The sequence below is a fragment of the Macrococcus animalis genome (genome assembly GCF_047425875.1).
GTDB classification, from domain to species: Bacteria; Bacillota; Bacilli; order Staphylococcales; family Staphylococcaceae; genus Macrococcoides; species Macrococcoides animalis.
This window is the reverse complement of the sequence record NZ_CP179727.1, coordinates 2,292,825-2,311,677: the sequence shown is the minus strand read 5'-3', so window position 1 is coordinate 2,311,677 and position 18,853 is coordinate 2,292,825. Positions and strand designations below refer to the sequence as shown.

Genomic DNA, 18,853 nt, shown 5'->3' with positions numbered 1-18,853 from the left:
ACTATTTCTCCATTTTCTCTTCTACGAATTCTTTAATACGTTTAATCGCTTCATGCATTGATTCTAAATCTGTAGCATAACTTAAGCGGATATTTTTAGGCGAACCAAAGCCTGAACCCGGCACAACTGCTACTAGTTTCTCTTCTAATAACGCAGTAACAAAGTCTTCTGTGTTGTCATAACCACATAACTTAACTGTTTCACTTACATTCGGATATAAATAAAACGCTCCTTTAGGTTTAATACATTGAATCCCTGGTATTTCCATCAACTTAGGATAAATTTCATCTAAACGACTTTTGAAAACTCTATTCATTTCGTTTAAGAAAGTTTTATCCCCGTTATATGCTTCAACCGCAGCCCATTGAGAAGGTGTCGTTGGATTACTAGTAGAGTGACTTGATAGATCAGTCATAGCTTTTATTAATTTAGCATCTCCACAAGCGTAACCAATTCGCCAACCTGTCATTGAATGACTTTTAGAAACACCGTTAATTACGACTGTTAAAGCCTTAATATCTTCGTTAAAACTAGCGATGCTTACATGTTCACCATCATAGACTAGTGTTTCATAGATTTCATCAGATACAACAATAATATTATTTTCCACTGCCCACTCAGCTAATCGTTGCAATTCTTCTTTCGTGTAAACCATGCCACTAGGGTTACTTGGTGATGTTAATATGAGCGCTTTTGTTTTATCTGTTTTTACATTATTTAAAGTATCAATTGTCACTTTGTAATCAGTAGTTTCATCGCTATCTGCGTAAACTACTGTTCCACCTGCTAATATAACTTGCTCAGGATAACTAACCCAATACGGGATAGGTACGATAACTTCATCACCCTCGTTTAATAATGCTTGAAACAAGTTATATAATGCATGTTTTGCACCACTTGCTACCATAATTTCATTCAAGTTATATTCTAAATTATTATCATTTTTTAATTTTTTTTGAATAACCTCTTTCAATTGTTTCATACCACCAGATGGTGTGTATTTTGTTGCACCATTTTGTACAGCTTCAAAAGCTTTATCAATGATGTTTTGAGGTGTATTAAAATCAGGTTCTCCAGCTGCTAAACCAATAACAGGTTTACCACTAGCTTTTAATTCATTTGCTTTTGCTGTAATTGCTAAAGTCGTTGATGGTGTTAATTTTTGAACACGTTGAGATAATTCCACGATTCCTCATTCCTCCTAGGATCAATATAAGAATAGTTTACCAATAAACAAGCGAATAATTAAGTAGTTTTGTGCCTTATTTATGAAAAGTTTTAAAGAGTCGATGCATAAATTGTTCAAAATCTTCAATATTTCCATCATATTGTTCATAGTTTTTTAATATGTGTTTAAATTTATTTGCATATCGACTATCAACAATACGTCTATCAAAACAAATCATCCAACCTCTATCTGTTTCATTTCGTATCAAACGTCCGGTTGCTTGATGTAGTTTATTCACAGCGACTGGCACTTGATAATCTATGAATACATCTTCTACTTCGTCTTTCATTAACGCTATATTTAAATCTTTTGGATGCATAAATGGCAATGAAACAATCATTACACATTTTACGCCATCATATTTAAAATCAATACCTTCATAAAATGTTTGAGTCGCTAACAATACACCTTTATCCAATTGATTAAATTGTTGGTTCAACTTCGTCGTATTAACATCACTATTTTGTGTCAAAATCACTTGATCAATGGCCATATCATATAAATAATCACGTAAAATTTCGACTTGTTGATAGCTATTAAGTAAAATCAAAACTTTACCTTCATAGCTATTTAAATACATTAAAATATATTCTAAACACTTTTCAATATAATCCTCTTGATGTTGATAATCAAATGCTGGAATATCTGTCGGTATGAACAAAGGTGCTTTATACTTCACAAATGATGACTCAAATTTAATGTATTTCTGACTTTCCATAAATATGTCAGATAACACATTATGTTCGTTAATCGAATTAATCGTACCAGAGATAAAAATTTTAGCATCAAAGGCATTAATAATGTATTTACCAATCACATTTTTAATTTTGTTTTCTTTTAATATAATTTGAATACCAGATTTATTATTATTATTAAACATTAAATAAAGTTCAGCATGATTCTTTATATTAAGAGCGCATCGTTGAAAATAGCCGTTTAAATTTTGTACCATTTTGCGTTGAATACTCGACAGATTTGGTGCTAAAGCAATTGTAGATAACGTATTGATTAATTCATTGATTAATATAGAAATTTCATTATCGGCTTCAATCTCAGCACGGACAATACGATCAGAATAATAATTAGTGATTAAAAAATCAAACAACTGTTCATACTTTTCATTCAATTGTTGCAGTTCATTATTAATACTGCCATATTGAAAAAATGTTAAATCACTTAATTTTTGCTTTTGACTAACGCCACTTGTGTCAAATTCTTGAAGTGTTTGAGAAATTAAATATTTTAAATCTTGATATTTTAGTTCAAACGTCGTATATTTCAATGCATAATTTAAGATTTGATGTGCTTCATCGATGATTATGTGCTGATAATTTTCAAATACATTTTGTTTTCGATTTGATAATAAATGAGCATGATTCGTAATGCCAATATGTGCAGTCTCAGAAAATAAGTCAAATAAATACGTTTCATGCTGTTTAGGAACATACAAACTGCGCATTAATTCAAAATATATTTTACGGCCACCATTTAAATTTAATTGTTCTATATCACCATCATTCCCACTCATTAAAAATATCAACAACTGCATTTTTAATATGGATATATCATGATTACTTTTACTATCTTTTAGAATGTAATCCACAAATTCGATAGTCAAATAATGATTTTTACTTTTGATAACTTGATACGGTAATTCAATTCCTTGTTGTCTTAATAATGTAATATCATAATCAATCATCTGGTTTTGTAACGCAATTGTAGAAGTAGATATTAACACAGACTGATTGGTTTTTGCGATGAAATATGCAGCCGCTAACAAATAACTTAATGTCTTGCCACTTCCAAGTTCAGCTTCAATCGTAATTTCTGACTGTTTTTTTAGATTTAAATATATCTCATAAGATAATTGATATTGTTCTCTTCTATACACGAAACCGAGTTTTTGAATAGTTTCTTCGAAAAAAGCTTCAAATGTAGTATCTATTTGTATAGAATTTTCTTTTCTGTTTTGTTTGATGAAACTTATACCTTTTGTTGTTTCAAAGGCAATTGGCCTACTTTGATAATCACGAATTAATTCAAATAAAACCTCATCAAAGTGGTAACGCATAGGTTTTGCATGATTATATAATGATTTTAATGTATTAATGGGTAGTTCTCTCAATTTGTTTAATGCAATCATTAATATTTCACAAGTCGCATTCGCATCATCTATTGCACGATGTGCATTCAACAAATTAATTTGCAACTGCTCAGATAAATATGAAAGTTGATATCTCGCCATTTGTGGGAATACAATTTTAAATACATCAACTGTATCAATTATGTATTTAGGGCAGTAATTAAATTTACTTTCATTAAAATACTTTTCTAAAAATTTTAAATCAAAGTCTACATTATGCGCAACAAAAACACACCCTTTTAATAAATCGTACAGGTGCGCTGCAATGGTTTGAAATGTTGGTGCATTTTCGACCATTTCATTATTTATTTTTGTTAATGATTGAATAAATGGAGGAATCGGTTGAGTTGTGTGAATAAACGATTCAAAAGTATCGATGATTTGATTGTTTTTCATAATACATACACCGATTTGAATCATTTCATCAACTTCTAAATTATTCCCAGTTGTTTCGATATCTACAATAGCATATTTTAATGCCATATTTACACCTACACTTCTATATCAGCACTAATAAATTGATGAAGTTCACCTGTTTCATCTAGCACTACGAGCACTCCATCATCTTTTAAATCGATTGCTTTTCCATAAATTTGTTTGTCACCTTCAGTATACCTTAATTTTCTATCCCATATCATTGAATAGCTTTTATAAACACCTTTTACTTCAGAAAATGGTTGAGTAAGAAACAATTTATAATATTGTTCTATTGATTCAATAAGCGTCTCTATAAATGTATAACGATTTAATATTGCTTTTGATTCAATTTTTAAACTCGTTGCAGTCTGTCTTAACTTTTCGTCAAAATCTTCATGTGTATGATTAATATTTATTCCTATACCGCAAATTATTGTATGCACGCCATCTGAATCTCCAGCGATTTCAGTTAGAAACCCACATATTTTTTTATTATTAATATAGATATCATTTGGCCATTTAATTTTAGGGTCAAGTTGTGCTACCTTTTTAATTGCTTCTGCAATCGCAATGGACATGAATAAATTAAACGTTGCGATTTGTTGATAACTAATATTAGGGTGCATCACAAGGCTCATCCATAATCCTTTATCCGCTTTAGAATCCCAAGTACGTTTAAAACGACCTCTCCCAGCTGTTTGTAATTCACTCAATATCATGAGCGGTTCATCGTACTTCATACTTAATTCATGAGCAACTGTCTGCGTAGATGTCACTTCTTCAAATACAAATTGTTGTTGAAATATCGAATCTTGTAATAAATAAGATAATAAATCGCTATCCCAATGATTTGGAAGTGACGTAATGCGATAACCTTTATTGTTAATAGATTCAAATTGATAGCCTTGAGACTTTAAAGACTCAATTACTTTCCAAACGGCAGTGCGTGAAATATTAAAATGCTCTGCTAATTTCTGTCCAGATACATAGTCCAATTGATGTGCCATTAAATACGACAGTAGTTCTTGTTTATATTTAGACATGTTGTTTCGCCCACTCCAATATTGTTTCTTGTTGATTGTCCAGTCGACCTTCGATTACTTCAATTTCAATTGTATTTATAAGCGTCTTAAGCCATGGTCCTGGTTTTTTTTGAAGGTAGTTTATTAAAATATTTCCGTTTATATTTATATCATCACGTGAATGAATCGGTAGTTGTCGATAAATATGCTTAGTTTCTTGGCTATCCATTAAATTATCAAAAAACAAACCTTCTGCTTGAATAAATTCATTTACAGTTTGAATCATTGTCAAATCAAACCGATACACGAAAGCCTTTTTAGTCATTTTTGGATTATTTAAATGGTCAAATATTGTAACTAAATCTTTAATATTTTTCTTGTCTTGATTTGAAAGCTTTAAGGTAGAAATTTGTGATATCAAATCATGACCAAATTTTTGTTCACAATAGATGATATACGCAATATAAATATTAAATTCAATTGATGAATGAAATTGATACGCTTCAGTATCACCTTTTAAACTTTTAAAAAATGGTACATAATCATATATCGTTTGATAAAATAATTTTAATGCTTTTTCTATTCCTTTACCTTGCAATAATTTTTTCATTTCAACAACAATACGTTCAATGGACACATACTTAATCGTTGTTGCAAGCTTATGTATAGCTTGTAACGTATGTTCTTCAATTTCAAAGTCTAATACACTTTGGAATCGGATCGCGCGTATTATACGTAAAGCATCTTCTTGGAAACGATGTTCAGCAATACCAACAGCACGTATTTGTTTATTTATTAAATCGTTTTGACCGTCGAAATAATCTATGATGTCAAATGAATCATTAATTGCTAATGCATTAATTGTGAAGTCACGACGTTCCAAATCGGATTTTAAATCGGATACAAATTGTACTTGTTCTGGACGTCGATGATCTATGTATTCTCCGTCAGTTCTAAAAGTTGTTACTTCAAATTGATTATTTCCCCATAAAACAAGGACTGTTCCATGCTCTATACCAATTGGTACTGTTCTTGCAAATATACTTAATAAATCCTCGGGCAAACAATTCGTCGTAATATCAATATCATTTATATCTTCTTTAAGCAATATATTACGTACTGCTCCACCCACAATATATGCCTCATATCCATGTTTATATAATTCTCCAATCACTTGATTGGCATCTTTAATTAATGCTTGTGTTTCTTTACTTAATTGAGATATTTCTAACTTCATAAATGACTCCATTAAATTTAATATTTTTGAGCTAAGAATTGATAAATCTCTTCATATTGATCTGTTATTTTCGTTGAATGAAATCTTTCATTAATATCTGCTTTCATTGCTGACTGGAATTTTGAATAAAGTGCATCGTTTGTTAATAACTCAATTGCGTGCTCACTTGCGGCAACAGTATCACCCACTTCTACAATAAATCCTGTCTCATTATGTTTGACGACTTCTTGAATACCACCAGCTGTTGTGCCAATACAAACGACACCTGTATGCATAGCTTCTAATAATACTAAACCGAAACTCTCCTTCTCGCTCATCAACAAGAATAAATCAGACATTTGATAATAATTTGCCACTTTATCTTGTTTACCTAAAAACATGACATCTTCAAGTACACCTAATTTCATTGCATATGCACGCATTTTTGTAAGTTCTGGTCCATCGCCAAGTAATATTAATTTCGATTTAATTTTTGCACGAACAAGACTAAACGTTTTAATAACATCCTGAATACGTTTAACTTTCCTAAAGTTTGAAACATGAATTAATACTTTATATTCCTCAGGAATGCCATAACACTTTCTTAATGATTTATTGTCTATTTGCTTAAAATCACTTTCATTAATAAAATTATAAACAGTACGAATATCTTTATTTGGTCCAATAATATCATATGTTTCTTGAGTTAAAGCATTACTCACACTCGTTACAACATCACTTTCTTCGATGCCAAATTTTATCGCATCTTTGAGAGTTGAATCATAACCGAGAACGGTGATATCTGTGCCATGTAAAGTTGTAACAATGCCAACATCTCTTCTTGCAATTTGACGTGCTAAAATGCCACATATAGCATGTGGTACTGCATAATGCATATGCAAAACATCTAAATCATACACATTAATTACTTCTGCAATCTTGGTTGCAAGCGTTATATCATACGGTGGAAATTGAAATACTGAATATTGATTAACATCCACTTGATGAATTGTTATATTCGGCATTTGAAATTGTATTCTAAAAGGCGTATTTGATGTAATGAAATGTACATCATGCCCTCTCTCTGCCATCTTTATTCCAAGTTCGGTTGCAATAATACCTGAACCGCCCATGGTTGGGTAACATGTAATTCCTATCTTCATAATTGCCTCCTAAAGTAATTCAAAATAAGTGATTATAGCAAGCGCACTTCCTTCGTTTGTAGCAAGCGGAACGTCATATACATCTGATAAACGTAATAATGCGCTAACATCAGGTTCATGAGGCTGAGCTGTTAGTGGATCCCTAAAGAAGAATATAGCATCGATGGCTTTATTAGCTACAAGTGCACCAATTTCTTGATCTCCCCCAAGTGGACCAGATTTATAACGAGTAACGCTTAATCCAGTACGCTCAATCACACGTAATCCCGTTGTTCCGGTTGCATATAATTCATGCTTACGAAACTCCTCTATATGATCTTCAATAAACTTTACTAGTGCATCTTTCTTTTGATCATGTGCAATGATTGCAAATCTCACGATTCATCCACCCTTTCAAATCGATTTTTATCTCTATTATTAAATTTATCCATTGTTTGATTAAAACTTTCAGTTAGATTAATGTTCATGGAGTTTGCTAAACAAATTAACACAAATAGATTATCTGCAAGCTCAATACCAATATCTTGTTCTTTCTCTGATAATTTCTTTTGTTTAGGACCATATACATGAGTAATTTCACGTGCTAACTCTCCAACTTCTTCTGTTAACCGCACCATATTTTCCATTGGCGTGAAATACCCTAGTTTAAATTGTTTAATATAATCATCTACTTCTTGTTGCATCTCATTTAAAGATTTCATAAATACCTCCAATTTGATAAAGTTATTAGGTATAATAAATTTTGTAAAGGGGGTTAGAAAATGCAAACAACTGCTAAAATTAAAATAATCAATATTATTATGATTTTAATTGGTGCATTTATCTTCAGTTTTGGTATTGTCAATTTCAATATGTCAAATGAATTAACTGAAGGTGGATTTACAGGTATCGCTTTAATATTATATCATTTATTTCAGTTTAGCCCTGCTTTAATGAATTTGATTTTCAATATTCCATTATTCTTTGTAGGCTATAAGTTACTTGGTAAACTTTCTTTTATCTATACGTTAATCGGTACTTTAAGTGTATCGTTATTTTTAGCAATATGCGAAAAATATCCTTTACATATTAATCTAAAAGATGACCTCCTTTTAGCTAGTTTATTTGGAGGTGTATTTATCGGTGTTGGACTTGGGATCATCTTTAGATTTGGTGGTACTACGGGGGGTGTTGATATCCTAGCCCGATTAATGAAGAAGTATTTTGAAGTACCTATGGGAAGAACAATGTTTGCTTTTGACTGTTTAGTTATTTTAGCAACTTATATAACAATAGGTGATTATCGCATTACAATGTACACACTCGTCTGTGTGTTTGTGGGTGCCCGTGTAATTGATATGATTCAAGACTCCGGATATTCTGCTCGTGGAGCAATGATTATCTCTGAACATCATGAAGCACTTTCCGACGAAATCAGCAAAGTCTTAGAACGCGGTGTGACATTAATTTCTGCAAGTGGTCATTATTCAAAAGCAGAAAGACCCATAGTTTATTGTGTTGTACCACGAAATGAGCTAACCCGATTGAAACAACTAATCAACAGCATCGATCCTCATGCTTTCGTATCATTAATCGACGTTCATGATGTATTAGGAGAGGGATTTACGCTGGATGAGTTTAAGAAACCAATCGAAAGATAATTGCTTGAAAAAGACTTCAAACATATATATCATTTGACTAAAAAGATAAAACCGACGCAAGTTATAAATCAAATATTGATTTATAACTTGCGTCGGTTTTTGTTTGTTGTCCATTAGTTCTTGTATTTAATTAATCAGAATTTCTCGCCATCATAAAGAATCTTAGGAATTCTGCTACAGCAACTGCTGTTGCCGCAACGTAAGTCATCGCTGCTGCAGATAAAACGCTTTTCGCATGACGATATTCTTCTTCATTTACTATATGCAAAGCTTCGATTTGATTCATTGCTCTTTTACTTGCATCAAATTCGACAGGCAAAGTAACAATTGAGAATAAAACGGCAAATGACATTAATGCAACACCAGCCCAAATAGCCATTGTTCCAATGCCCCCACCCTGTTGGCTCATGCCTGTAAGTACAGCTCCAATCATAATTAACATATAACTAAATGTTGTACCTAAATTTGCTAATGGCACCAATGCACTACGCACCTTTAACATACTATAACCTGTTGCATGTTGGATAGCATGTCCAACTTCATGCGCTGCAATTGCTGTTCCAGCTACACTTGGTTGTCTAAAGTTAGAAGGGCTTAATACTACTACTTTCTTATTAGGATCATAGTGATCTGATAAGAAACCTTCTCCTTCAATAACTCTTACATCCGTAATACCATTTGCTGCTAAAATTTCTTCAGCAACCTGTTGACCAGTCTTGCCACTTGTTGAACGTACACGACTATACTTATTATAAGTTGATTTCACTTTATATTGAAAATACATCGGTACTAACATGATAATAATAAAATACAGTATATAACTCATAAATGTATTTCCTCCTTAAATTAGATTAACTTTATTTTATTAAAAAGGTCAAAATTAATCAAATGTTATATCTTCTCTCATAAAGTAAAGTAAAAATGCAAAACAAAATACAGACAACCAAAAAGAAAAGTAACCGATGTGCTGTATATATTGATTTAGCATACTGTACACAGGATATTGCATATAAACGTAATCAATTACGTCATTATGAAATACCCATATTGCAGTAATTAAAACATGTTTTAATTTAATTTTAAATAATGGAAAGAACATTAATGCTTGAATTGCCATAATACTATGTGACATACATAACATTAAGCCAATTACAGTAACTTCATCCATCTCTATAAAGGTAAAAATATTCATAACAACTGCCCAAACACCATATTTAATTAGCGTTATAAAAGCTAAACATTCAAATAACGGAAAATGTTTTTTTAGAATAATTGCAGTTAAAGCAATGATTAAAAATAAGGTTGCTGTTGGGCTATCGGGTACAAAAGGTATAAAGTACCATTTAGTTTCTTCAAGTTGCCCCGTATACCAATAGTATCCGTATAATGTACCTAACAAATTACACATAATAATGACGATTAAAAATACTTTATTTTGTATCCAATAATAGAACTGTTCAATCATACGTCACCTCAAAAAAAAAAGAATCATCCTTGTGATGATTCTTTAGTTATTATTTCTTAATAGGTTTTCCACTCTCATCAGTTTCTTCTAAACCTTCGATGAATTTACCTACTTCTTTAATTTGTTCTTTAGTTAAAGTATCTTTAAATGATGGCATTGCACCAGCACCTTTTTCAACAAATCCTTCAACGCCTGCTGCAGGTAATTGTGATTTAACTAGGTTAGGACCAGATCCTCCAGTTAATTCACCACCGTGACAACTTGTACAGTTTGATTTAATAATCTTCTCATAAGTTGGATCTTTTTTATCTAAGTTTGTGAAAACAATTTTACCTTGTGCAGCTTGTTGTTTCCAGTCGTGATAATGTGAAGATTCCCAAGTCGTATAGAAAATGATAGCAACAGCTAATAACATAAATCCAGAAGCTAGAGGACGTTTTGTCCATTTTCTTTCTGGACCTCTATCTAACCACGGTGCTAACATTAAAGCTCCGAAAGCAATACCAGGCATTACAATTGCACCAAATGTGTTAAATGGACCTGATGCATAAGTGTATTTTAATATTTGATATAAGAATAAGAAATACCAGTCAGGTAATGGTGTATAACCTGTATCTGATGGATCCGCTACACGTTCAAGTGGTGATGGGTGTGCAACCGTTAAACATAAATATGCTACTAAGAATACAGCACCAGTCATCCATTCTTTTAATAAGAAATCAGGCCAGAAACTTTCTGTTTTACCTGGAAATTCTGAATAATCTCGATTTAACTTTGGTTTCTCATATGATTTAATACGTGAGTCACCAACAAACTTCATCCCTTTACCGCGATGCATCTATATTACCTCCTTTTATAGTATATTCGTGTTTATAGTGGCCCCGAAATACCTTGTTTTCTGATCATGATAAAGTGAGCTGCTAACAACGCGAATAAACATGCAGGTAAGAAGAACACATGAATAGCGAAGAATCGCGTTAATGTTTGTGCACCAACAATTTGCGGATCACCAGCTAATAAAGTCTTAACCCATGGTCCAATAAACGGCACTGATTCTGCAATTTGTAAACCTACTTTTGTTGCAAATAATGCTTTCATATCCCAAGGCAATAAGTAACCTGTGAAAGATAATCCTAACATTACGAAGAAAATTAATACCCCAACTAACCAGTTTAATTCACGTGGCTGTTTATAACTACCTGTAAAGAATACACGAAGCGTATGTAAGAACATCATTACTACTACTAAACTTGCACCCCAGTGATGCATACCACGTACGATAACTCCTGCCGCTACATCATGTTGTAAATAATAAACTGATTTCCAAGCGTTAACAATATCTGGTACGTAATACATTGTTAAGAACATACCCGATAATACTTGAATTACAGTAATGAAAAATGTTAATCCACCAAAACAATATACGAATGCAGAAAAGTGATAAGCAGGGTTTACATGCTCAGGCACCTCATGATCTGCGATATCGCGCCAGATTGGTGTAATATCAAGTCTGTCGTCGACCCAATCATAGATTTTATCGATCATTTTTTACCCTCCTATTTCACTAATTTATTTGGATGTTTTTTACCGATTGTAAGCATTCCACCTTTATCGCCAGTTTCATACTGATCTAATGGCCCAAGTGGTGGTGTACCAGGAACGTTTGCTCCATTCTTCTCATAACGACCATTATGACATGGACAGAAGAATTGATTTGGATTAGATTTATCTCCATTCCAAGTTACTGTACAACCTAAGTGCTTACAAACTGGAGACATTGCGACAATGTTTTCTCCTTCTTTAAAAACCCAAGCAAAATCTGTTACTTCACTGGTATACCATGCATCTTTTTGTTCGTACTTGAAATCAACTTTCGTTGGTTCTTCAGTAATTTCCGAAACTTTAAGACTTGTCGTAATCATATCTCCTGCTTCTCCAGATTTGAATACAGGATCAAGTGCGAAACGCCCCATTGGTAATACCATACCAGCAGCCATAAATGATCCAACTCCCATAAGGGAATAGTTTAAAAATTGGCGTCTTGTGACACGTTGGCTCATTTAATTTTCCCCCCTCTAAACGCGATTCTTTAATATAAAATATACTAGGACATATCAATTTTAGCTTATAAAAGTAGCTTGGTCAATAAGATGTCACAATTTATGTACTAAATTTATCATTATTTATTCCAAAGTAAAACGATTGTTTTCATTAAAGCTTTTATATTATCTTGAACAAACGCTTGTTTCATCTCATTATCAAGCGTTTCAAGGGGTAAAATATTTATCTTATGAACATTATCTTTTTCTAAATTAAATTTTTGGGGTGTAACAAATACTAAATTTTTAAAACCAAATGTTATCAATTGTGACTCTACTGTATCAATTAACATTGTATCATCTATAACTTGTAATGGAGGTAACACAAGTAATCTTCCTTTAAATTGTTGTTCAACACCCATCGTTACATATTGAATCATTTCATAGTTATCTGCGATATCCATTAAGTGCTTTGAATAATCTACAGGAATTACTGGTACAATGGCAGTATCTATATATTCCAATTCATTTTGTAATGTTTTTAAATCTTGATGATTAAATAACATGGCTCCGCTTCTCCTCCAAATCTATTTTCAATTGCGATAAAGCAGCAAATCTACTTTCATTTTTAGTGATTAATGTATCTTCAATAGCTAAAATGATTTGATCAATTATGTATTGAAATAATCTTTGATGTGTCAATAATTCATACAAATCAATCTTCGTTTCAATATATTCAAGTCGTAAATCATGTTCGTCCATCACTAAAAAATTGATTTGATGCATCAGTTCTTGCTGACAAATTGTGTCGTACTTCATATCACTAAATAATATATTGACGTATAAGCGATGTTCATTTTTAAGCAGATAATGAAAAATAACATCACTATCAGTATAAATGCCGTGACTTAAGATTAAATGTACTTTAAAATTTTTAAAAATAATTAATTGGTCACTTAAGTGTGTTGTCTTTTTAAATTGTAACTGTTCTAATATATTGTCTTTATCTTTGATTAAATTGAGTAACCATACAGTATTTTTATCATGAATATCATATTGATGGAGCAAATACTTAATAAAGGCACTGCGAGTTTCAATCATATCGTGATTCATTATGCATCAATATCCGCATTCGGATTAATTTGTTGCATCAGTGCAAATAATTGTTCCGCAAGTTTAGTGTTGGCAATTTCACGTGCATAGTTATAGTAATCAGTAAGGAAAGCTAGGTTTTCTTTCAACACGTTATAACTTTCAGCATAGAAATGACTTGCTTCTTTATCTTTTTCTAGTTGCTGATAGCTATATGCTAAATGCCACATCACAGTAGGATCTAAATCTTCTTCATCGATATATGTAAATAACTTCACAAGTTCTTCATAAGCTTCCTCTTCTCGATAATAATCAGCAAGTAATAGCCCCACTTCAACATAAGAAGGGTCAATCGTTAATGCTTGAATTAAGTACTCAACACCTTTTTCATTATGCATTTTTATCATTATGCGTCCAGTATCAACTAATAACTCTTTATAAAACTCATTTAAACTTAAACCTTTTTGACCGACAAGAATCGCATCGTTATATTTACGTTCACTTTCTAATAAGTTAACAAGCAATAAATAAGCTTGCATATAATCAGGATCTTTGTCTAACAATGTTTGTAATGTTTGGATACTAAGTTCAATACGGTCAGCTTTTTGATAACTTATTGCCATTTTGAAATAATCATCACTGAGTAAATCTTTGTCGTCCATTTTTTCGTAATGTTCAACTGCTTCTTCATAATCTCCTGATTGTAATACACAATCTGCAATACGTGATTGTATATTTACATTGTTGACACGATCTATACCATTATTGATTAAATATTCGTAACTTCTCGCTGCAGGTAGATATTGTCCATCAAAGTAATATAATTCTGCTAAAGCGAAGATAATAATTGGATCTTCACTCGACATCGTATATGCCTGTTTCACTTTTTCAATTGCAACTTCAAACATATCTTGTTGTTGATAAATATCTGCTTCTAACATTAAACGCTCAACCGAAAGTGGTGTATTATGCAATACTTCTATTGCTTTGTCGTGCTGGTTGTCATCGATTAAACATTCAATATAATAAGCCATCACGTCTGGTTCTTCCGGGTATAATTCAAATAGCCTAGTAAATACTTTCAGTCCTTGTGGATTTAATCCATATTGTAGTAATGTATCACCTAGTTGGAACAATGCATCATGGTCTTCAGTAAATAAAGCACTTTCCACTGACACGTCTAAGTTTTCTAAATTTTGCAGATGGATTTGGTCAATTATTTGATAAATATCCATTAGTGCCCTCCTTGTAATTTTCTTAAATCATTCATAAATGTAGGATATGAAACGTTTACGGCTTCAAAGTGATTAATAACCATCTCTTTATCTTCTAATAAATTCGCCACAGCAAGTAACATTCCTATACGGTGGTCATGAAACGTTGAAAATTGCTGATTCTGCATTGTAGTTTTTTCCTGCCCATACACAATCATTCCATCTTTTGTAGCTTCTAAATGATAGCCAAGTTGGTTCATACTTTCAACTACCTTGTCTATACGGTTTGTTTCTTTTACTCTGAGCTCCTCAGCGTCACGAATAATACTCTTGCCTACAGCTTGAGTCATGAGTAATGCAATGATAGGAATTTCATCTATCAATGTAGGTATCATATCACCAAATACATCTGTTGCAACTAGAGTATCCGTATATTTGACTTCAATATTAGAAATAGGCTCAGCTCCGTTACTTTCAGATGATAACGTAATCTGACCACCCATTGCTTGAACAACTTCAATAATACCTGAACGAGTGACATTCGTACCTACATTTTTAATAACTATATGACTATTTGGAATGATTAAACCTGCTACAATAAAAAATGCTGCTGATGAAATATCTCCAGGTACTTGTAAATCTGTCGTCATTAACTTATTAATAGATTGTTTCGGTAAATGAATATAACCATCTCGTACGCCTATATCTACACCAAATTGTTGAAACATCAACTCTGTATGGTTTCTAGATGTCACTTGTTCTTTAACCAATACATCGTCTTTTGCATACAACCCCGCAAACAAAATGGCCGACTTCACTTGTGCACTTTTTACTGGCATATCATATGTCACACCATCAATCTCAACTTGATTTCGTCTACTATTAATAACGAGTGGTGTATGATTGTTATTTTTACTCCCTATTATATCAACACCCATTAAACGTAACGGATTTATCACGCGATCCATCGGTCTTTTAGCTATTGTGTGATCTCCACTCATTACTGTCATAAATGGCAAACCTGCAAGCACACCAGACAATAATCGTGTCGTCGTTCCTGAATTTCCTGTATCCAACACTTGTGTGGGTTCCTTAAAATTACGATAGCCTTTTGAATCAATATTTATTTTACGACGTGCTTCATCAATTTGAATATCGACACCTAAATGACGAAAAATATTAATTGTACTGATACAATCTTCTCCTAATAAAGGATCAATAATATTCATCTTCCCCGTAGATAAACTCCCTAATATGATGGCACGATGTGTGATTGATTTGTCTCCTGGCACAATAATTTCACCGATTAATCCATTACACTTCATTGTAACAACTCCTTAATATGTTAACCCAATGCTCAAATTTTTGTTTCAAAGTATCTTGATTAAATGATTGCATATGAAACACATCTTTTAAGTTGCCAGTATGGTGTTGCATTACTACAAAGCTAATGTATTCACTTTCATTTTTCTTATCTTTTTGCAGTAATTCAAAATATTGTTCAAACAATTTAACTTCAACTACCGGATAGCCAAGTTGCTTAAACCATTGATAATATGCTAAAACAACCTTATCCTCATATCCACTTAAAACAAGCGAAAACATCATCCCGTGCATCACAGCAATACCGTGTGGTAATTTATGTGTAAATTCTAATGCATGACCTAAAGTATGACCGAAGTTTAAAAACTTTCGTATGCCACTTTCAAGTTCATCACATTCAACAACATTCAACTTCGTTCGAATACCATAAGTAATCCAAGCTTGTAATTTATTTTTATCTTTTAAGTCATGAATAGATGTAAAATCTTGCATTAAACGTTCTAAATCTTGATTAACAATTCTATTATTTATATTAACATCGTAATATCCGTTCAGAAATGCATGTTTTACAATTTCTGCAAATCCACTTAATTGTTCCATTTCACTTAATGTATCAAGAAACGCGATATCATAAATCACTTGATCTGGACGTTTAAATGCACCGATTAAGTTCTTGCCACGCCTAGAATTGATACCTGTTTTTCCTCCAATGGCTGCATCATGTGCAAGAATAGTTGTCGGTACTTGTATGAATGCAATACCACGTAATACACTTGCTGCAACATATCCAGTGAAGTCACCTGTCGCGCCACCACCGATTGCTATTAAACAATCATTACGTTTAATATTTTTTTCGAGTAATAGTTCCACAATCAATTCAAAATTGTGCATCGTTTTTACAGCTTCGCCAGACGGAATCATTATTTTTTCCACATCATATCTTTTTAAAAATGCATCAACTTTTTTTTGATTTAATCTATAAACTTTTCTATCTATTAAAGCGAAGCATTGATGATACTGACTAAAATCGTGTTCAAGTGCTAATGCATTTTCTACAACTGTAATATCATAATTTTTTACGAATCGATCGGATTGATAATTTGTCGTGAGTTTCATTTAGAACTCCTTTATGTAAGCTTTATGACGTTCAATATTATCTTGTAACTGAGCTAAATCATTCGATTGAAATTCTTCCAATATTTCTTTTGCTATTTCAAAAGCTACTGCATGTTCACACACAATAGAGGCTGCTGGAACAGCACAACTATCACTGCGTTCTATTGAAGCTTTATACGGTTCTTTAGTATTTATATCTACCGAATCAAGAGGCTTATATAATGTTGGAATTGGTTTCATAACTGCATTCACAATTATTGGCATACCATTTGTCATACCACCTTCAAATCCACCGAGTTGATTAGATAAACGATAATAACCTGAAGCCCCATAGACAATTGGATCTTGAACTTTGCTTCCAGGTAAATGTTTCATATCATATCCAGCGCCAAATGATACTGCTTTAAACGCATTGATACTGATAACTGATTGCGCAACTTTACCATCTAACTTTCGATCGTAATGTACATAACTTCCTAATCCAACAGGTACATTTTGAACAATGACCTGTACTTCACCACCGATAGAATCACCATTTGATTTTGCTTGATCAATCGTCTCACGCATTTGCCTAGAAACATCATCATTAATACAACGCACATCATTGTTATCATTATTTTTCTTTATATCTTCAATATCGTAGTCGTTGTTGTCTCGTGCGCCGCCAATTTCAACAACACGAGAAAAAATATCAATACCTAAATGTTTCAGCAAAACTTTACAAACTGCACCTACGGCAACACGTGCAGCAGTCTCACGTGCACTTGAACGCTCTAATACATTACGTAAATCACGATGATGGTATTTCATACCTCCTACGAGATCAGCGTGCCCTGGACGTGGTTTCGTGATAACACGCTTTATGGGTTCTGTATCATCTTTAGGATCTATGCCCATCACATTGAGCCAGTGCTTATGATCATCATTATTAATGACTAATGTAATTGGTGAGCCGAGCGTAATACCATGACGTACACCAGAAGTAATCTCTACTGTATCCTTTTCAATCTGCATACGACGCCCACGTCCATATCCTCCTTGACGTTTAAATAATTCTTTATTAATCATTTCGCTTGTTAGTCGCATATTAGAAGGCATACCTTCAATTATCACTGTTAGTTTCGGACCATGTGATTCACCAGCCGTTAAAAATCTCAAAATCAATCGCTCCTTAATGTTTATCATTATTAAATCTTATCAAATAAATGCATGAGACTCCAATTTAATATTTAATTTATGTATAAAACATAAAAAGACAGCTACCTTTTGGTAACTGTCTTATTCAGATTAACTTAGTACACCCAAGTAGATGTCACTAAATCATAAGCGATAATTTCTTCTTCTTTAAACCATAATGCAATTTCTTTTTCAGCAGATGCTACTGAGTCAGAACCGTGAATAATATTTTTGCCAACTGTCATACCGAAGTCACCACGGATTGTTCCAGGTGCACTTTCAGCAGGGTTTGTTTTACCTACTAAAGTTCTTCCGATTTCTACAACGTTTTCCCCTTCTAATACCATTGCAAAAACAGGACCAGAAGTAATGAAATCAACTAATTCTCCGAAGAATGGTTTTTCACTATGTTCTCCGTAATGTGTTTTTGCTAAATCTTCAGAAACAGTCATTAATTTAGCGCCAACAATTTTGATTCCTTTATTTTCGATGCGATTTACGATTTCTCCAACAAGTCCTCGTCCAACCCCATCAGGTTTAATCATTAAAAAAGTTTTTTCCATCATTTACCCCTACCTCATTGTTTTTTGTGTAGCCTT

20 protein-coding genes are annotated in these 18,853 nt (G+C 32.6%); 1 reads left to right on the top strand and 19 read right to left on the bottom strand.

Annotated elements, in window-relative coordinates; genetic code table 11:
* Position 1: 1 nt before the first annotated feature.
* From ACMGE9_RS12265 to ACMGE9_RS12235, 7 genes are all read right to left on the bottom strand, one after another.
* Positions 2 to 1,186 (bottom strand): pyridoxal phosphate-dependent aminotransferase, encoded by a 1,185-nt coding sequence (locus ACMGE9_RS12265; protein ID WP_414043048.1) that lies wholly within the window; start codon positions 1,184 to 1,186, stop codon positions 2 to 4.
* Between the two features lie 76 nt (positions 1,187 to 1,262).
* Entirely contained in the window at positions 1,263 to 3,854 is a 2,592-nt protein-coding gene (locus tag ACMGE9_RS12260; RefSeq protein ID WP_414043047.1) for an exonuclease domain-containing protein, read from the bottom strand.
* Positions 3,855 to 3,862: 8 nt separating this feature from the next.
* The gene (locus ACMGE9_RS12255; RefSeq protein WP_414043046.1) at positions 3,863 to 4,831 is read right to left on the bottom strand and encodes a biotin--[acetyl-CoA-carboxylase] ligase; all 969 of its coding nucleotides are present in this window, start codon (positions 4,829 to 4,831) and stop codon (positions 3,863 to 3,865) included.
* Entirely contained in the window at positions 4,824 to 6,047 is a 1,224-nt protein-coding gene (locus ACMGE9_RS12250; protein WP_414043045.1) for a CCA tRNA nucleotidyltransferase, read from the bottom strand. The genes ACMGE9_RS12255 and ACMGE9_RS12250 overlap by 8 nt, the downstream gene beginning before the upstream one ends.
* Before the next feature lie 17 nt (positions 6,048 to 6,064).
* Positions 6,065 to 7,189, bottom strand: coding sequence for an N-acetyl-alpha-D-glucosaminyl L-malate synthase BshA (gene bshA / locus ACMGE9_RS12245; RefSeq protein WP_414043044.1), 1,125 nt, complete (start codon positions 7,187 to 7,189; stop codon positions 6,065 to 6,067).
* A 9-nt stretch (positions 7,190 to 7,198) separates the two neighbouring features.
* The gene (gene mgsA, locus ACMGE9_RS12240) at positions 7,199 to 7,567 is read right to left on the bottom strand and encodes a methylglyoxal synthase (RefSeq protein WP_414043043.1); all 369 of its coding nucleotides are present in this window, start codon (positions 7,565 to 7,567) and stop codon (positions 7,199 to 7,201) included.
* On the bottom strand, positions 7,564 to 7,890 hold the full coding sequence (locus ACMGE9_RS12235; RefSeq protein WP_414043042.1) for a nucleotide pyrophosphohydrolase: 327 nt from the start codon (positions 7,888 to 7,890) through the stop codon (positions 7,564 to 7,566). The genes mgsA and ACMGE9_RS12235 overlap by 4 nt, the downstream gene beginning before the upstream one ends.
* Positions 7,891 to 7,950: 60 nt before the next feature.
* Here ACMGE9_RS12235 and ACMGE9_RS12230 point away from each other — a divergent pair, with 60 nt between their 5' ends.
* On the top strand, positions 7,951 to 8,829 hold the full coding sequence (locus tag ACMGE9_RS12230; RefSeq protein ID WP_414043041.1) for a YitT family protein: 879 nt from the start codon (positions 7,951 to 7,953) through the stop codon (positions 8,827 to 8,829).
* Positions 8,830 to 8,959: 130 nt separating this feature from the next.
* Here ACMGE9_RS12230 and ACMGE9_RS12225 read toward each other — a convergent pair whose 3' ends face one another.
* The 12 genes from ACMGE9_RS12225 to ndk all read right to left on the bottom strand — a co-directional run bounded on the left by ACMGE9_RS12225 (position 8,960) and on the right by ndk (position 18,817).
* Positions 8,960 to 9,655 carry a zinc metallopeptidase gene (locus ACMGE9_RS12225; protein ID WP_414043040.1) on the bottom strand — a complete coding sequence of 232 codons (696 nt, stop codon included), beginning with the start codon at positions 9,653 to 9,655 and terminating at the stop codon, positions 8,960 to 8,962.
* Positions 9,656 to 9,709: 54 nt separating this feature from the next.
* The gene (locus ACMGE9_RS12220) at positions 9,710 to 10,294 is read right to left on the bottom strand and encodes a DUF1405 domain-containing protein (protein ID WP_414043039.1); all 585 of its coding nucleotides are present in this window, start codon (positions 10,292 to 10,294) and stop codon (positions 9,710 to 9,712) included.
* A 49-nt stretch (positions 10,295 to 10,343) separates the two neighbouring features.
* Positions 10,344 to 11,132 (bottom strand): c-type cytochrome, encoded by a 789-nt coding sequence (locus ACMGE9_RS12215; protein ID WP_414043038.1) that lies wholly within the window; start codon positions 11,130 to 11,132, stop codon positions 10,344 to 10,346.
* A 32-nt stretch (positions 11,133 to 11,164) separates the two neighbouring features.
* Positions 11,165 to 11,839, bottom strand: coding sequence for a menaquinol-cytochrome c reductase cytochrome b subunit (gene qcrB / locus ACMGE9_RS12210; protein ID WP_086042577.1), 675 nt, complete (start codon positions 11,837 to 11,839; stop codon positions 11,165 to 11,167).
* An 11-nt stretch (positions 11,840 to 11,850) separates the two neighbouring features.
* Positions 11,851 to 12,354 carry a ubiquinol-cytochrome c reductase iron-sulfur subunit gene (locus ACMGE9_RS12205; protein ID WP_414043037.1) on the bottom strand — a complete coding sequence of 168 codons (504 nt, stop codon included), beginning with the start codon at positions 12,352 to 12,354 and terminating at the stop codon, positions 11,851 to 11,853.
* Positions 12,355 to 12,473: 119 nt separating this feature from the next.
* Positions 12,474 to 12,899: a DUF2487 family protein gene (locus tag ACMGE9_RS12200; protein ID WP_414043036.1), complete on the bottom strand. Its 426-nt coding sequence runs from the start codon at positions 12,897 to 12,899 to the stop codon at positions 12,474 to 12,476.
* Positions 12,889 to 13,446 carry a YpiB family protein gene (locus ACMGE9_RS12195; protein WP_414043035.1) on the bottom strand — a complete coding sequence of 186 codons (558 nt, stop codon included), beginning with the start codon at positions 13,444 to 13,446 and terminating at the stop codon, positions 12,889 to 12,891. Before ACMGE9_RS12195 ends, ACMGE9_RS12200 begins: the two co-directional genes overlap by 11 nt.
* The gene (locus ACMGE9_RS12190; RefSeq protein ID WP_414043034.1) at positions 13,446 to 14,660 is read right to left on the bottom strand and encodes a tetratricopeptide repeat protein; all 1,215 of its coding nucleotides are present in this window, start codon (positions 14,658 to 14,660) and stop codon (positions 13,446 to 13,448) included. The genes ACMGE9_RS12195 and ACMGE9_RS12190 overlap by 1 nt, the downstream gene beginning before the upstream one ends.
* Entirely contained in the window at positions 14,660 to 15,964 is a 1,305-nt protein-coding gene (gene aroA / locus ACMGE9_RS12185; RefSeq protein ID WP_414043033.1) for a 3-phosphoshikimate 1-carboxyvinyltransferase, read from the bottom strand. The genes ACMGE9_RS12190 and aroA overlap by 1 nt, the downstream gene beginning before the upstream one ends.
* The gene (locus ACMGE9_RS12180) at positions 15,954 to 17,078 is read right to left on the bottom strand and encodes a 3-dehydroquinate synthase family protein (protein WP_414043032.1); all 1,125 of its coding nucleotides are present in this window, start codon (positions 17,076 to 17,078) and stop codon (positions 15,954 to 15,956) included. The genes aroA and ACMGE9_RS12180 overlap by 11 nt, the downstream gene beginning before the upstream one ends.
* The gene (gene aroC, locus ACMGE9_RS12175; RefSeq protein WP_414043031.1) at positions 17,079 to 18,236 is read right to left on the bottom strand and encodes a chorismate synthase; all 1,158 of its coding nucleotides are present in this window, start codon (positions 18,234 to 18,236) and stop codon (positions 17,079 to 17,081) included.
* Positions 18,237 to 18,370: 134 nt separating this feature from the next.
* On the bottom strand, positions 18,371 to 18,817 hold the full coding sequence (gene ndk / locus ACMGE9_RS12170) for a nucleoside-diphosphate kinase (protein WP_414044504.1): 447 nt from the start codon (positions 18,815 to 18,817) through the stop codon (positions 18,371 to 18,373).
* Positions 18,818 to 18,853 lie beyond the last annotated feature (36 nt).